Below are 15,391 nucleotides of genomic sequence, written 5' to 3' on the forward strand. Positions count from 1 at the left end.
AGCGCCCGTGCCCTCATTCTGGCGACACCTGGGGCCGGACGTCGGTGGGAGAAACTCCCCTCTCTGCGTCCCGCGCGTCCCCGCGGCTCACCACCCCCAAGGTCGCGGTCACCGCCAGGGAGGCGACCGCCATGGCCGTCATCGCCGTCGCGGGCGAGGTCAGTTGGGCGATCGAGCCGGCGAGGGCGGCGCTGAGTCCCTGCATGGTGAGCATCCCCGCGGCGCGCAACCCGAGGGCGTGGCCCGCGAGTTCGTCGGGGGTGAGAGCCATGAGGCGCTCCTGCTGGGCGAGGCTCGCGCCGAAGCCGACGGAGGCGACGCACACGGCCAGGGCGGCCCAGGGCATGCCCGGCCGCAGCGCGAAGAACAGGTACGGCGTGGCCAGCAGGAGGAGGAGCGGGACGGGCAGACGGGAGCGCAGGGCGGGCGGCACGAAGCGGCCGACAGCCAGATCGCCGGCGAACATGCCCAGCGCCGCACAGGCGAACAGGGCGCCGGCGGCCCCGGAGTCGTAGGAGACGTAGAGGGATTCACAGCCGACGACCAGGCCGTTGGGGATCCACAGGCCCAGGTAGGTGAGGCGGCGGGGGCGCGAGGACCACAGCAGGGCGTTGGTGCGCCAGGTCGCCGAGACGGAGGGGCGGCCCGAGCTGCGGGGCGGGCGGGCGGTCAGGCCCAGACGGAAGACGAGGGACGCGGTGGCGTACAGCGCCGCCGACAGCAGCAGACAGGTGCGGGGAGACAGCAGCGTCAGCAGGGCACCGCCCGCCGCGAACCCGACGACCTGCACCAGCCCGAAGACCATGTTGAACACCGAACGGCCCAGTACGAAGCCGGCCTTGGGCAGGATCTCGTTGAGCAGGCCCCCGGTCACTCCCCCGCCCAGCGAGGCGATCAGGCCCTGGAGGAACACGACGCCGAAGACCGCTCCGATGGGCAGGCCGGGCAGGGCCGGCACCGCGGTGCAGCCGGCGAAGGCGAGGCTGATGGAGCTCAGCGTCGCCCGCGGGGGCAGCCGGTCGGCGCCCGACAGGAGGAAGGTCGCCCCGAGCATCTGCGCGAGCTGCGGCCCGAACATGCTCACCGCCGACAGCAGCGGCGAGTCGGTGGCCCGGTAGACCAGCGTGGCGAGCGCCAGCCCGCCGATCGTCAGGGCCGCGCCCTGGGCGGCGGAGGCGAGGAAGAACGGGGTGAACTCGTGAGTGCGGAAGAGCTCGCGGTAGCTGCGCATGCGCGGAGTCTGCGGCGCCGGACGTGAGGGGTCGTATTGTTTCGCGCGGACGCGAAACACCGGGGGCGCTCATGGGGTGGTGGCAGCTCAACGCGGACACGCTCGTCCGCAGCCGCTTCGTCCTCTCCCCGTTCACCGAGACCTTCGCGAGCCTGAAGCTGTTGCACGCGGGCACGCCCGCGCACCCCGGCGAGCAGGCCTGGCTCCGCGCCCATCTGCCCGCCTACCGCACCCGCCTCGCCGCCGACCCCGCCACCGCACAGCTCGTACGCGCCGCCCTGGGCCGGTCCTGGATCGCCGACTTCATCACCCCCACCCCGAAGGACGGGGAGACCTTCGAGGAGGTCGTCGCCCGGGTGCGGTCGGCCGACCCGGCCGCCGCGCGCGCCCACCTCACCGTCTCCCTCGCCGGCCCCCTGCCCGCCGTACTCGACCGCGACGACCTCCCCGACCGCGCCGCCGCGCTCCTGGAGTACGTCTGGACCCGGACCGTACGGCCGTACTGGGACCGGCGCCGACGGATCCTGGAGGCGGACGTGGCCGCCCGGACCGCGCGGGTGAGCCAGGGCGGCTGGGCGGCGGTGCTGGACTCCCTGCGGCCGGGGCAGACGCGCTGGCTCGGCGGGAACCGGCTCCAGGTGAACCTGCACGAGTACCCGCCCCGCGAGATCTCCGGCGCCGAGCTCGTCTTCATGCCAGTCACCCCGAGGACCGGCTGGGTCTCCTGGGAGGAGCCCGAACGGTACGCCCTCGTCTACGCCTGCACGGGCGCCCTCACCGACCCGGGCTCCCGCCCGGTCCCCGCGAGCCTGAGCGCCCTGCTCGGACGCTCCCGCGCCACGATCCTCGTACTCCTCGACTCCCCGATGAGCACGAGCCAGCTGGTCGCGGTGACGGGCCAGGCACTCGGTTCGGTCGGCCGCCATCTGAAGATCCTGCTGGACGCCGGCTTACTGGAGCGCAGACGGACGGGCAGATCAGTGCTGTACTCGCGATCAGCGGCTGGAGAGACGCTGATCGCGGCACCGCTCTTTCAGGGGCGCGGGACGGTATAGATCTGCGGCTCCGCCGCGCGGGCGCGACCAGCCCCCACCGGCCCACACCGTTCCACCGACCCATCCCACCGGAGTTAGCATCCGCCTCATGACGACTGCACACAGCAACGAAAACTCCCCCCTCGACGTCGACATCAACGCCCTCACCGGCGGCCCCGCCAACCTCGCCCAGTACGCCGGCCAGGCGGTCCTCATCGTCAACGTGGCCTCCAAGTGCGGCCTCACCCCGCAGTACAACGGCCTGGAGAAGCTCCAGGAGCGGTACGCGGAACGCGGCTTCACCGTGCTCGGGGTGCCCTGCAACCAGTTCCTCGGCCAGGAGCCCGGCAGTGCGGAGGAGATCGCCGAGTTCTGCTCGGCGACGTACGGCGTGACCTTCCCGATGACCGAGAAGGTCGAGGTGAACGGGGAGGGCCGGCACTCCCTGTACGAGCGTCTGGTCGGCTTCGCCGACGCCGAGGGGCACAGCGGTGACATCCGCTGGAACTTCGAGAAGTTCCTGATCGGCCGGGACGGCACGGTCGTCGCCCGCTTCTCGCCGCAGACCGAGCCGGAGGCCGCGGAGCTGGTGGCGGCCGTCGAGGGCCAGCTGGCGTAGCCGGGGTTGACCCTGCCCCTGGGGCAGGGCCGAGCGTCCTTCGCACCGGGCGGAACAGCCGCCCGGTGACGGAGGATGAGGCCGTGGACGACGAACTGCTCACCATCGGCGCGTTCGCCGCACGGGCCAGGCTCTCGGCCAAGGCGTTGCGCCTGTACGACCGTCTGGGGCTGCTGCCTCCCGCGCAGGTCGACGAGGTCAGCGGCTACCGCTACTACCGCGCCGGCCAGATCGAGCGCGCCCGCATGGTGGCCCTGCTGCGCCAGCTGGACATGCCGCTCGCGCGGGTCGCGGAGGTGGTCGAGGCCCCGGACGGGCTCGCGGCCGCGGCCCGGCTCGACGCGTACTGGGCGGATGTCGAGGCGCGGGTGTCGGGGCAGCGGACGCTCGCCGAGTACCTCCGTGGACGACTGTCGGGGAGGAGCTCCGAGATGTACGGGAAGTTCGTGGTCGAGACGGTGGACGTGCCGGAGCAGGTGCTGATCACCGAGACACGGCATGTGCTGGCGGGCGAGCTGCCGGCGTGGATCGGCGCTTCGCTGGGGCGCCTGGAGGAAGGTGGCCGGGAGTGCGGCGGGATCACGGGGCCGCCGTTCGTCGTGTACCACGCCGAGGTGTCGATGGAGAGCGACGGACCGGCCGAGTCGTGCGTGCCGGTGGCCGACGAGGCGGCGGCCCGTGCGTGGGTCGAGCGGCAGGGCCGTACCCGCGAGATGAAGGTACGGGTCGAGCCGGCCCATCGGCTCGCCTCTACCCGGATCACCAAGGCGCAGGTGGCCTATCCGCAGATCCTGGCCGCCTTCGAAGCGGTGGAGCAGTGGATCCCGCAGCAGGGGCTGTGGCAGGCGGGGCCGTGCCGGGAGGTGTACTTCGCGGACTGGGAGGCGGCGGGAGCACAGGACCCGGTGTGCGACGTGGCGTTCCCGGTGAAGTGACCCGGCGCACGGCCGGGACTTTCACAACACCCCCCTAGGGGCCGGGGCACAGCCGAGCCCTCTCGGCAAGGACGGCGGGCTGGTCGAGAGGGCTCTTCCTGTGGTGCTTGTGCAGTTGTGGTTCGTGCGGTCGGTCGAGGGTGAGGATCAGCCGGAACCGCCCCTTACGCCTTGACCGACGCCACGAAGGTGTTCCACGCGGTCGCGGGGAACGCCAGGATCGGGCCCTCGGGAACCTTGGAGTCCCGCACCGCCATGGCCGCCGTGACCGGCGACTTGATCTCGACGCAAGCGCCGTTCCCTGTGGAGTAGGAGGACTTGGTCCACGTGTCCGTGACACCCTGACGAATTGCCATGTTTGCTCCGAATTGCCAGATGTTGAGTTGCTGTCCTCGCACTGCGCGTCCGAACCGGATCCCGCAGGGCGATTCACGCCAACGCTGTTGCTGGGTGGCGTGATCGACGCTACTCGCCAACATCGGCCGACGAAGCGACTATTCACTCGGGTGGGTGGCATATTCCAGTGGAGTCTTCCGCCCCGCCCGGGGGACGGTGTACCGTACGGCACTTTCTCCCGTGCTTCTCAGCGCGCGTACTCCTTGGCGATGTCCGCGATGAACTGCCGGGACTGGTCGACGTTCAGGGCCTGCGCCCTCAGGTGCTCGTACATCACGCTGTATTTCTGCACGTCGTTCGCCTTCTCCAGGTACAGGTCGCTGGTGACGCCCTCGATGTAGACGACGCTGGAGTCGGCCGCGTCCGGGAACTCCAGGATCGCGTACTGCCCGTTGAGGCCCGGGTGCGCTCCCATGTCGAAGGGGATGACCTGCACGGTGACGTGCGGCAGCTGGGACTGCTCGACGAGCTGTTCCAACTGGTCGCGCATGAGGGAGCGGTTGCCGACGACCCGGCGCAGGGCTGCCTCGTCCAGGACGGTCCACAGCCGGAGCGGGTTCTCCTCGGTGGAGATTCGTTCCTGTCGGCGCATCCGCACCTGGACCCGCTTCTCGATCTCGGTCGACGCCGTCTCGGGCAACGCCCCGGCGATCAGGGCCTCCGCGTACTGCTTGGTCTGCAACAGCCCCGGAACGACCTGCGGGTCATAGACCCGCAGACTCGCCGCATCCGTCTCCAGCCCGATGTAGACGCTGTACGGGATGTCGCCGAAGGTGTGCCACCACCCTTGCTGCCGCGAATCCTTGGCCATCTGCATCAGGGAGTCGACGATCCGGTGGTCCTCCACCTCGTAGACCCCGCACAGATCGCGGACGTCGCGCTGGCTGATGCTGCGCCGCCCGTTCTCCAACCGGCTGATCTTCGACTGCGACACCAGCAGCCGCTCGGCCACCTCTTCGGCCGTCATGCCCTTGAGCTCACGGAGCCGGCGCAGCTCCTGGCCCAGCCGGCGTCGCCTGACGGTGGGATTGACATTGGACGCCACGGGACGTGCACCTCCGGCTGCCTGCCTGTGATTGCGACTTTGCGTATCTGCTGTTGAGCAGACTGCCACCAAGGTGCTTACTACCGCTGGCAAACGGTGGATATGCGCTGGATACACGCCAGTTCGGGGACACCCCCGGCAAAACCCCTCGCACAAACGGCCGCGCGGGGTGACGGGACCCGGTCGTCGTCCGGACGTGCGGTCCCGTCACCCCGCGCGGACAGCGGCTCCCGAACCGGTCGTGGGGACTGCGGCGCGGCGCTGCGCGTGGCGTGCGTGTGTGCGTATTGCGTTGTTGCGTTGCGTTGCGTTGCGTTGCGTATGGAGCATGTGGTGCGTGCATGCGGTGCATTCGCTGCATGCGTGGTGGTACGTGTGGCGCTGGTCGAGCGATGGCCCAGTTGCGTGAAGGCCCGGTGGTGCGGGTCGTGGGACTCCCTGCGGCTCAGTGGGCCACGACACGCGCCATGGATCCGCGGCGCGGCTGCACCGGAACACTACGGGCGGGTTCCGCTGCCGCCCTGCCGCCGGGGGCGGCCTGACGGCCGTTCGCCGGGGCCGGGCTACGACGCGGCTGGGCCGCCACGCCGTTCTGGACGTCCATCACGGCGTGCGCCACGAGACCGCCCATGGGGTCGTGCCTGATCAGATCCCGCAGCCGGGAACGCGAGGACCTGCCCTCGTTCCCCGGATACAGGTGCTTGCCGAGGCCGACCGCGTGAGCCAGTGCGGCGAGCGCCGCGGTCCGTGGGTCCGGCGGTACGCCGGTACGGATCGCTGAATCCAGCCGGGCCCTGATCTCCCGGCTGATGGCGTTGTCCGTCGCCTGGTAACGAGTCGTCGGCAACACCCCGCACATCTGACCGGCCACGGCATGCACCATGCCGCACCGTTCCAGATGCGAGAGGTAGGTCTGGCGCAGCCCCAGCCGGGGCCCGCCGATCCAGTGGACGGCACGTACGGGAGCGCCACGCCTTCGCAGCAGCTCCAACGCGCAGTCCAATGTCGGATCTCCAGTCGGCCGTGGTGCCACCACGGCGATACGATCCCCGTCTGGGGCTATCCGCCCGGCCAGCGCCAGCTCCACTAGCTGCGCTCCGGCCAGACCAAGGTCGAGCGACTGCGGCTGTGCGGTGGTACCCGTGGTCGGGTCCAACGCCAGCAGCAGAAGCTCCTCCGGAATCGTTCTGCGGCTCCTGCCCATCCATGCCTCCCCGCGTGGATGAAAGACAGGGTGACCCCTCTCACATTCATCTGTCGAGGGTGCGTGACCGGTTCGTGAGGGAACCAGTAGGTATGTCGTTCTCGTCTACCGCACGAGTAGAGGGTCGCGCACAGGACACTGGTACATGTTCGGACAGCGGCACGGGGGGTCGTACGGGCACGGAGTCCGGGCGACGACTCACGGTTCGGCAGACGCACGCGAGGCGTGCGGCGGCACATGGAGGAGGCATCGGTGGCGGGCGAGTCCCCCGACAGGTCGAAGCAGCGCGAGTCGTCGGCAGAACCGACGTCGGGGAGCGCGATCCCGGTTCCCGAATCCCGTCCCGAACCCGAGGACCCCACCCCCGACCGCCCGGACCCACGCCTGGCAGTGGCCCGCGAGGACGCTGCCGCCAAGCGGGGCGGCGTGGACACGGCGACGAGGGTCCTGTCCCGGCAGGAACTGGACGCGGTGAGGACGAAGACGGAGAAGGCGGAGGCGGAGGACGCCGAGGCGGGAGCGGAAGGCCCCGAGGACGCCGAGGCCCAGGGCACTGACGCCGAGGGCACGGTGGAGGCCAAGGGCGCCGGCACCGAGGGCGAGGCCGACGACGCCGAGGGCAAGGGTGACGATCGGCTGAGGGCTGCTGTGGCGGCCTGGGTGGCCTCGGATGCCCCCGAGGACGCGAAGGCGACGCCGGACGCGGACGAGGACACCGAGGCCGCGAAGGCGACGTCTGACCCGGACGGGGACGCCGAGGACGCGAAGGCGACGTCTGACCCGGACGAGGGCGCCCAGGACGCCGACGCGAGCGCCGAGGACGACACTGACGACGCACCCGCGGCCGCCGACGGCGAGGACGACCCGCAGGGGCCACCCGCGGCCGACGACGAGACCCGCACGGGCGGTGCGGGTGGGAACACCAAGGCCGAAGGCGAAGCCGAGGCCTCGGACGACGACGCACCCGCGGCCGCCGACGGCGAGGATGACCCGCAGGGGCCACCCGCGGCCGACGACGAGACCCGCACGGGCGGTGCGGGTGGGAACACCAAGGCCGAAGGCGAAGCCGAGGACGCCGACGACGACACGCCGGCCCCCGAACTCCCCGCCAAGGCCAAGGCCGTCGATCAGCCGACCGCCGTCTTCAAGGCCGTACGCCCCGCAGAACCCCCCGCCAAAACCCCCGTCGACCAGCCCACCACCATGCTGAAGGCCCCCAAGCCCGACGCCGAGACCCCCTCCGAGCGCACCAGCAAGTTCGTCGCGCTCAAGCCCGACATCAAGCCCGACGTCAAGCCGGACATCAAGCCGGACACCCCCAAACCCCCGCCCGCCCCCGACGTCACCGCCGCCGTCCCCCAGGTCGGCCCCGAGCGCACCACCCAGCAACCCCTGCCGCCCAGGCCCCCGCTGGACCTGCTGGCCGAGCTGACGAACACGCCGCCACCCCCGGACACCCCCGTCCGCTCGGCCATCCGCCGGGTCAAGATCTGGACCCCGCTGGTGCTGCTGCTCGCGATCGTCTTCGCGGTCGTACAGAGCATGCGCCCGCTCCCGACCCCCACCCTCGACCTCACCGCCGAGGACACCTACACCTTCGACGGCGCCAAGGCCGACATCCCGTGGCCCGCCGACGGCCAGGCCGCGCTGGACGTCGACGGCATCGGCACCTTCGGCTCCTCGGGCGACCAGAAGCCCGTGCCGATCGCCAGCGTGGCCAAGGTCATGACGGCGTACGTCATCCTGCGCGAGCACAAGCTCGACAGCGGCGCCGAGGGCCCGGACATCGAGATCGACCAGGCCGCCGAGGACCAGTCCGACGCGGGCCCGGAGTCGACGGTCAACGTGACCAAGGGCGACAAGATCACCCAACGCGAGGCCCTGGAAAGCATCCTGATCGCATCCGCGAACAACGTCGCCCGTCTCCTCGCCCGTTGGGACGCCGGTTCCGAGAAGGCGTTCGTGGCGAAGATGAACGCCACCGCCGAGGACCTCGGCATGACGAACACCACGTACACCGACCCCTCCGGTCTGAACGACACCACCGTGAGCACGGCCGTGGACCAGGTGAAGCTGGCCAAGGCGGCGATGAAGGAGCCCGCCTTCCGCGAGGTCGCCGCGATGATGTCGTACGACGACTACAAGGGCCACAACCACGGCAACTGGAACCAGCTGGTCGGCCGCAACAACGTCGTCGGCATCAAGACCGGCACCACCACCTCCGCCCTCGGCAACCTGGTGTTCGCCGCGAAGAAGGAGATCGGCGGCGAGACCCGGACCGTCGTCGGCGCCGTGGTGCGCCAGCCGGACGCGGGCGGCGGCATCCTCGCCGCCGCTCTCGACTCCGGCGACAAACTCATCCGGGCCGCGCAGGACGCGCTGGAGTCGGCGACGATCCTCAAGAAGGGCGATGTCGTCGGGTACGTCGACGACGGCCTCGGCGGCCGTACCCCGGTCGTCGCGACGAAGGACGTCAAGGCGGTCGGCTGGTCCGGTCTGAAGGTGAAGCTGACCTTCGCAGCCGGCGAGGTGCCGCACACCGCGAAGGCCGGCACCGAGGTGGGCACGCTCACCGTGGGTGACGGCAGCAGCGGCGCGGTCAAGATCCCGGTGGCCCTCCAGTCGGACCTGGCCGAACCGGGCTTCACGGACAAGCTGACCCGCGTCGCCTGACCCGGGAAGGGCGAAGCAGCACGGCACCGCAGCCCGCCGACAGGCCTCGTCGGCGGGCTGCGTGCTAGCGTCACGAAACGGGCAGGTCGTCGCTCACACCGCGCGACCGGAGAACCTTCAGGTACTGGGCCGACAACACGCGGGAAACGGAACGCGGCCGGAACAGAAGACGGGACAGCACGGGGAGTGCCTCAGACGTGGCCACTGCGGAGCCGACACGCGCCGACGACGCCGATCCGGGACGGGGAGCCGGTCCGCGAATACGCGTACCCGCGCCACGCCGGGGAGACGGCCCGAGCCGTTCGGAGGACGGGCCGCCGTCGCGTCTGACCGCCGCCGTCCACACTCTGCGTGAGCGTCTTCTGCGTCACCCGGTGCTGTCGATCACGACGCTGGCCGGGCTCCTCCACGTCATCTGGTTCTTCACGTTCGCAAGCAGCGGCGGCGACCTCGCCGCGCAGGACGCCTGGGCCGAGTTCGTCGGCCGGCATCCGGACTCGGCGTACAACCTGGCCTGGTACGGCGGGATGCACCCGGTGTCGTACAGCGTGGTGTCGCCGTATCTGATGTCGGTCCTCGGTGTCCGTACGACGATGATGATCGCGGGCACGATCTCCGCCGGTCTGCTGACGCTGATCCTGATCCGCAGCCGCTCGGTGAGGAACCCCCTGTGGGCGTCGCTCGCCGGGGTCTTCGGGCTGGTGTGCAACGCGATCTCGGGGCGGGTGACCTTCGGCCTCGGCACGATGTTCGCGCTGGGCGCGGTCGCCGTCGTGTTCTGCTGGCCGCACCGCTGGCGCTACAAACGCTGGGCGAAGGCGCTGTGCGCCGCCCCGCTGGCCGCGCTGGCCACCATGGCGTCACCGGTGGCGGGGCTGTTCGTGGGCTTCGTGGCGGTGGCGCTGTTCCTCCAGAAGCGACGGCCGGGCGCCTGGGCGCTGGGCCTGGCGCCGACCGCGGTCGTGGCCGTATCGGCCTGGCTGTTCCCCTTCTCCGGCACCCAGCCGATGGTGATCGGCTCGGTGCTGCTGCCGCTGCTGATCGCCGTCGTCACCTTCCTGCTCGTGCCCGAGGACTGGAAGACGATCCGGCTGGTGTCCGCGGTGTACGGCCTCTCGGTCGTCCTGGTCTGGGTGATCAGCTCACAGATCGGCTCCAACATCACCCGGCTCGCGATGCTCTTCGGCGGGACGGCCCTGGTCGCCGCGCTGCCCTTCACGGTGCCGCGCTCACGCAAGTGGTACACGGGTGTGCTGGCGCTGCTCACCTTCGCCGGCTGGATCGGCTACAAGACGGTCGACGACATCATCCACGCCGCCCCGGAGGCGTCCTGGGCGCGTGAGCTGGCCCCGCTGGTCAACGAGCTCCAGGAGGTCGGCGCCGAGAAGGGCCGGGTGGAGGTCGTGCCGGCCCGCTCCCACCGCGAGGCCGCCGCGCTCGCGCCGTACTTCAATCTGGCCCGCGGCTGGAACCGCCAGGCCGACATGGAGCGCAACCCGCTCTTCTACGACGACACCCTGAACTCCGCGAACTATCACGAGTGGCTACAGCGCTGGGCCGTGCACTTCGTGGTCCTGCCCAAGGACGAGCCGGACCCCACGGGCGCCGAGCGCGAGCGGGAGCTGCTGCGGCGCGGGCTGCCGTATCTGAAGCAGGTGTGGGGCGACGCCAACTGGCAGCTGTTCAAGATGACCGACCCGGCGCCGCTCGCCGAGCCGAACGCGGTCGTCGAGCGGGCCGAGCAGGGCGAGATGACGATGCGGGTGAGCAAGCCGGGGCGCGTCCTCGTCCGTATCCCGTACTCGCCCTGGCTGGGCCTCGTCGACGCCGACGGCAAGAAGCTCGACCCGCCGCAGGAGACGGAGGCGTCCAAGGACCGTTCCGACGGCCTGCCGAAGTCGTACGCGAACGTCAACGGCTGTCTGATGGAGACGGAGGAGGACGCGCACGGCGACAAGTGGACGATGCTGGTCGCTCCACGGGCGGGCGAGTACCGGCTGGCGGCGCCCTACAACTTCTCGCGGGGCACGCCCTGCCCGGAGGAGTGGCGCTGAGCGGTGTCGCTGCGGGCTGCCGCCCGTCAGCGCAGCTGGTCCACGTACCTGTCCGTCCCCGGAATCGTCGGGACGAACGGTGCGACCAGCTCCACCCTCCCCCGACCGGACTCCTCGACCGCCGTGTCCAGTCCCGTGAAGTGCTCCTCCCAGCACTCCCTGGGATCCGCCTCGACGAACCACAGCAGCGTCAGCCGGGTGTCCACGCCCTCGACCTGCTTGACGTACGACATGCGGTCGAGCGGGAGCGGGGTGGGCCGGAAGATCGTCACCATCGCCGTCGGGGAGCCCGCGAGGCGCTTCGGAAGGTGCCGGGCGCGCAGCCACTCCAGCAGGTCGGCGCGCTGCTCGGGTGAGTGGGCGTCGATGACCTGGACCACCAGGCCCGCGTAGGGGTGGTCCAGTGCGTGGAAGTCGCGGGGGCCCGCCGCGCCGTCGCGGTACACGGTGGCCTCGTGGTCCTGGAACGCCGTGAAGACGTGGGTGCGGTCCTGGTAGACGCGGGCGTCGCGGTTGAGGCGCCGGTTGATGGCGACCGTCCAGCGCATGTGGTCGGCGTAACGGCCGGCGGTGATCCAGTACGTCGAGAGGTAGCAGCCGGCGGTGACCGGCTGGGCTATCGCCGACTTCTCCGGGTAGCGCAGGAGCTGGAGGTCACGGGGGGCCACCCAGCGCCTCCCGGCGTACATCCAGGGCATCGCCATCGCGCCGGCGTAGTAGTGGTCGTCCTCGTACCAGCGGTTGTAGGCGTACTCGTGGCCCGGGTGCGGTTCGACCATGGTGATCAGGGCGTGGCCCGGGTGGATCCCGTACGGGCCGACGGCGGCCAGTTCGGCGTACACCTCGCTACGGGTGTCCTCGCTACGGGTGTCCTCGCTACGGGTGTCCTCGCTCATGCGGTTCCCCTTTCCTGCGGTCACCCATACTCTGACGGGCCGTCAGATAGTGCGTCCAGAGTCGGGAGGCAGCGGAATGTCACTGCTCGCGGGCAAGACCGTCGTCGTGTCGGGAGTGGGCGCCGGGCTCGGTCACCAGGTCGCCGCCGCGGTCGTGCGCGACGGGGGGAACGCGGTCCTCGGGGCGCGCACGGAGGCCAACCTCGCCAAGTGCGCGGCCGAGATCGATCCGGACGGGGCACACACGGCGTACCGGCCGACGGACATCACCGACGAGGCGCAGTGCGAGGCGCTGGCGGCGCTCGCGCGGGAGCGGTTCGGGGGGATCGACGGGGTGGTCCATGTGGCCGCCCGGGACTCCTACTTCGGCGGCCTGGAGGACGCCGACTTCACCACCTGGCAGTCGGTGATCGACGTGAACCTGCTGGGGGCGCTGCGGATGACCCGGGCCTGTCTGCCGGCCCTGAAGGAGCGCGGGGGTTCGGTCGTCTTCATCGGGACGCAGTCCTCGGTCGCCGCGCCTTCGCAGGTGCGGCAGGCGGCGTACGCGGCGTCGAAGGGGGCGCTGACGAGCGCGATGTACTCGCTGGCGCGGGAGCTCGGCCCGCACCGGATCCGGGTGAACACCGTGCTGCCGGGCTGGATGTGGGGGCCTCCGGTGCGGGCCTTCGTCCAGTTCACGGCGCAGACGGAGGGCGTGCCCGAGGCCGATGTACTGAAGCGGCTGACGGAACGGATGGCGTTGCCCGATCTCGCCACGGACGGGGATGTTGCGGACACGGTGGTGTTCCTGGCGTCGGACAGGGCACGTTCTCTCACGGGGCAGTCGTTGCTGGTCAACGCGGGGGAGCTGATGCGATGAGTTCACGTAGATGAACCCAGAACCTCATCTCGAACATTTTTACCTCTCCTTGACCTTACGCTCGCTTGTCGTGTTCACGCGACAGCGCCCAGGATGAGCGCCGGGCTGAACCCTGGGAGGGCGCACATGAACGGTCTCGACTGGGCCGTGCTCATCGGCTACTTCGGCGTGATGGTGGCGATCGGCGTCTGGTCGCACAAACGGGTGGACAACGTCAGCGACTTCTTCACCGCCGGCGGCAAGATGCCGTGGTGGCTGTCCGGCATCTCGCACCACATGTCGGGATACAGCGCGGTGATGTTCACCGGCTACGCGGGCATCGCCTACACCTACGGCGTCACGTCGTTCGTGACGTGGTCCTTCCCCATCGCGCTCGGCATCGCCATCGGGTCGAAGCTGTTCGCGCCACGCATCAACCGGCTGCGCTCACGGCTGCATGTGGCCTCCCCGCTGGAGTATCTGAAGAACCGCTACGACCTGAAGACCCAGCAGGCGCTGGCCTGGTCCGGCATGCTGCTGAAGATCGTGGACGTGGGCGCGAAGTGGGCGGCCATCGCCACGCTGCTGTCCGTGTTCACCGGGGTCTCCCTCAACCAGGGCATCCTCATCACCGGCGGCATCACCGCCGTCTACTGCACCATCGGCGGGCTGTGGGCCGACGCGCTCACCGAACTCGGGCAGTTCGTCATCCAGTTGCTGGCCGGCGTCGCGATGTTCGTCGCGGTCATCATGAAGCTGAACGACAAGGGCATCGGCTTCCTCGACGCCTGGGACCGGCCGGAGCTCCAGGGCCACGGTGAGCCGCTGGTCGGGCCGTACGGGACCGTGTTCCTGCTCGCCTTCCTCTTCATCAAGCTCTTCGAGTACAACGGCGGCATGCTCAACCAGGCCCAGCGGTACATGGCCACCGCCAGTCCCTACGAGGCCGAGCGCTCGGCGCGGCTGTCGGCGATCCTGTGGCTGGTCTGGCCCGTGGTGCTGTTCTTCCCGATGTGGATGTCGCCGCTGCTGGTCGAGTCCCAGAAGACGGACGGCTCGGACTCGTACGGCCTGATGACCGAACAGCTGCTGCCGCACGGCCTGTTGGGCCTCGTCATCGTCGGCTTCTTCTCGCACACCATGGCCATGTGCTCCTCCGACGCCAACGCCATCGCAGCCGTCTTCACCCGGGACTGCGCGCCGGTGATCTGGCGCCGGGCGCGGACCTGGAGCGAGGGGCAGGGGCTGCGGGTCGCGCGGATCACGACCGTCGTCTTCCTCGGTCTGTCCATGGCGGCGGCGACGCAGGTCAACTCCCCCACCTTCAAGGACATCATCACGGTCGTGATCAAGTGGGTCGCCGGTCTGATGGGCCCGATGGCGATCCCGATGATGCTGGGCCTGCTGCGGCCGTTCCGCCGCTCCGGCCCCACCGCCGCGCTCACCAGCTGGTCGATGGGACTGCTCGCCTTCTGGCTGGTCAACTACCCGATCAGCTGGCAGATCGAGGGCGGGGTGCCGCTCCAGTACCAGGTCTCCATCCCGCTGGCGGTGTCGCTGATCCTGTACATCCTCATCGGGTTCGTGAAACCGGAGGACACTCCGGAGCGGCTCGCGATCGTCGAGAAGATCAATACGGACGGGGACGGCGACGGGGCCGCAGCCGCGATCCCGACGCCGGCCGGGGCCGCGGACGACGTGGTGCGTACGACATCGAAGGACTAGTGCCTGTCCGATAGGTCAGGTGACTCGGGCCTGTGTTGAGTCGTGATCAATGAGCGGATCTCGCGAGGTCTTTGATCCAGATCATGGAGGCGCGGAGGTGGAGTCCGGCTTGGTAGCTCTCGGGGGTCTTGTCGTAGCGGGTGGCGATGCCGCGCCACGCCTTGAGCCTGTTGATCAGGCGCTCGACGGCGTTGCGGTCCTTGTAGAGCTCGGCGTCGTGAGTGACGGGGCGGCCGCCTCGTCGGCCTTTCTTCTTCCGGTTGGCGGCCTGGTCCTTCTTCTCCGGGATGACCGCCTTGATGTTGCGATTACGCAGGTGAGCGTGGTTCTTGCGGGAGGAGTACGCCTAGACTGAGACGTGGCACCGGCCTCGAACAGCGCCACGAACGTGATCGCCCGTACGAGGATTCGCCGGATGTGACAGCCTGCCTTCGTCCGGTCCAGGGCGGCATCGCGCACGTGAAGCGGTTCTCGGTGGGCACTGCCAGCTTCGACGCCACCGACATCAGCTGCGACTACGGCAATCAGATCGTGACCGCGCTGGCGAACCTGGGGTGAGCGGCGCGAGGTACGTCGTCGACACCTCCCGCAACGGGTACGGCGCGATGGACCCCAATGGCCAACACGTCGACTGTGCAACCCCGTCGGCCGCAAGCTCGGCGTGCCGTCATCGCTCGGCATCGGCGGCGCCGAATACCTGCTGTGGATCAAATTCCCCGGGGACTCCGAGGGCAGTGC

Annotated in this window: 13 protein-coding genes and 1 pseudogene; 8 read left to right on the top strand and 6 right to left on the bottom strand. The window is 70.0% G+C overall.

Going from position 1 to position 15,391, the window contains the following annotated elements:
* Positions 1 to 13: 13 nt before the first annotated feature.
* Positions 14 to 1,231, bottom strand: a complete 1,218-nt coding sequence (locus KUM44_RS05255; RefSeq protein ID WP_217206556.1) for an MFS transporter — start codon at positions 1,229 to 1,231, stop codon at positions 14 to 16.
* Positions 1,232 to 1,302: 71 nt separating this feature from the next.
* Between KUM44_RS05255 and KUM44_RS05260 the strand changes: the two genes are divergently transcribed.
* The 3 genes from KUM44_RS05260 to KUM44_RS05270 all read left to right on the top strand — a co-directional run bounded on the left by KUM44_RS05260 (position 1,303) and on the right by KUM44_RS05270 (position 3,819).
* Entirely contained in the window at positions 1,303 to 2,286 is a 984-nt protein-coding gene (locus tag KUM44_RS05260; RefSeq protein ID WP_217206557.1) for a helix-turn-helix transcriptional regulator, read from the top strand.
* An 88-nt stretch (positions 2,287 to 2,374) separates the two neighbouring features.
* Positions 2,375 to 2,884, top strand: a complete 510-nt coding sequence (locus KUM44_RS05265; protein WP_217206558.1) for a glutathione peroxidase — start codon at positions 2,375 to 2,377, stop codon at positions 2,882 to 2,884.
* Between the two features lie 65 nt (positions 2,885 to 2,949).
* Entirely contained in the window at positions 2,950 to 3,819 is an 870-nt protein-coding gene (locus KUM44_RS05270) for a MerR family transcriptional regulator (protein ID WP_217206559.1), read from the top strand.
* Between the two features lie 164 nt (positions 3,820 to 3,983).
* On the opposite strand, the gene KUM44_RS05275 is transcribed toward KUM44_RS05270, so the two are convergent.
* The 3 genes from KUM44_RS05275 to KUM44_RS05285 all read right to left on the bottom strand — a co-directional run bounded on the left by KUM44_RS05275 (position 3,984) and on the right by KUM44_RS05285 (position 6,464).
* Positions 3,984 to 4,175 (bottom strand): DUF397 domain-containing protein, encoded by a 192-nt coding sequence (locus KUM44_RS05275; RefSeq protein ID WP_217206560.1) that lies wholly within the window; start codon positions 4,173 to 4,175, stop codon positions 3,984 to 3,986.
* A gap of 227 nt (positions 4,176 to 4,402) precedes the next feature.
* Entirely contained in the window at positions 4,403 to 5,260 is an 858-nt protein-coding gene (locus KUM44_RS05280) for a helix-turn-helix transcriptional regulator (protein WP_217206561.1), read from the bottom strand.
* 445 nt (positions 5,261 to 5,705) lie between these two features.
* Positions 5,706 to 6,464 (bottom strand): GPP34 family phosphoprotein, encoded by a 759-nt coding sequence (locus tag KUM44_RS05285; protein WP_217206562.1) that lies wholly within the window; start codon positions 6,462 to 6,464, stop codon positions 5,706 to 5,708.
* 237 nt (positions 6,465 to 6,701) lie between these two features.
* Here KUM44_RS05285 and KUM44_RS05290 point away from each other — a divergent pair, with 237 nt between their 5' ends.
* Together KUM44_RS05290 and KUM44_RS05295 are read left to right on the top strand one after the other, a co-directional pair.
* Positions 6,702 to 9,137, top strand: a complete 2,436-nt coding sequence (locus KUM44_RS05290; RefSeq protein WP_217206563.1) for a serine hydrolase — start codon at positions 6,702 to 6,704, stop codon at positions 9,135 to 9,137.
* Between the two features lie 197 nt (positions 9,138 to 9,334).
* The gene (locus tag KUM44_RS05295; RefSeq protein WP_217206564.1) at positions 9,335 to 11,191 is read left to right on the top strand and encodes an MFS transporter; all 1,857 of its coding nucleotides are present in this window, start codon (positions 9,335 to 9,337) and stop codon (positions 11,189 to 11,191) included.
* 26 nt (positions 11,192 to 11,217) lie between these two features.
* Here KUM44_RS05295 and KUM44_RS05300 read toward each other — a convergent pair whose 3' ends face one another.
* On the bottom strand, positions 11,218 to 12,087 hold the full coding sequence (locus tag KUM44_RS05300; RefSeq protein ID WP_217206565.1) for a hypothetical protein: 870 nt from the start codon (positions 12,085 to 12,087) through the stop codon (positions 11,218 to 11,220).
* Positions 12,088 to 12,163: 76 nt separating this feature from the next.
* On the opposite strand from KUM44_RS05300, the gene KUM44_RS05305 reads away from it, so the two are divergent.
* A complete protein-coding gene (locus KUM44_RS05305) occupies positions 12,164 to 12,949 on the top strand; it encodes an SDR family oxidoreductase (protein WP_217206566.1) in 786 nt (261 codons plus the stop codon).
* Positions 12,950 to 13,075: 126 nt separating this feature from the next.
* Positions 13,076 to 14,653, top strand: a complete 1,578-nt coding sequence (locus KUM44_RS05310) for a sodium:solute symporter family protein (RefSeq protein ID WP_217206567.1) — start codon at positions 13,076 to 13,078, stop codon at positions 14,651 to 14,653.
* A 46-nt stretch (positions 14,654 to 14,699) separates the two neighbouring features.
* Here KUM44_RS05310 and KUM44_RS05315 read toward each other — a convergent pair.
* Positions 14,700 to 14,999: pseudogene (locus KUM44_RS05315) on the bottom strand (transposase); the annotation flags it as partial.
* Between the two features lie 71 nt (positions 15,000 to 15,070).
* On the opposite strand from KUM44_RS05315, the gene KUM44_RS05320 reads away from it, so the two are divergent.
* Positions 15,071 to 15,211 (top strand): hypothetical protein, encoded by a 141-nt coding sequence (locus KUM44_RS05320; protein ID WP_217206568.1) that lies wholly within the window; start codon positions 15,071 to 15,073, stop codon positions 15,209 to 15,211.
* Positions 15,212 to 15,391 lie beyond the last annotated feature (180 nt).

Origin of the sequence: Streptomyces sp. AC550_RSS872 (assembly GCF_019049285.1) — a bacterium.
Classification (GTDB): Bacteria; Actinomycetota; Actinomycetes; order Streptomycetales; family Streptomycetaceae; genus Streptomyces.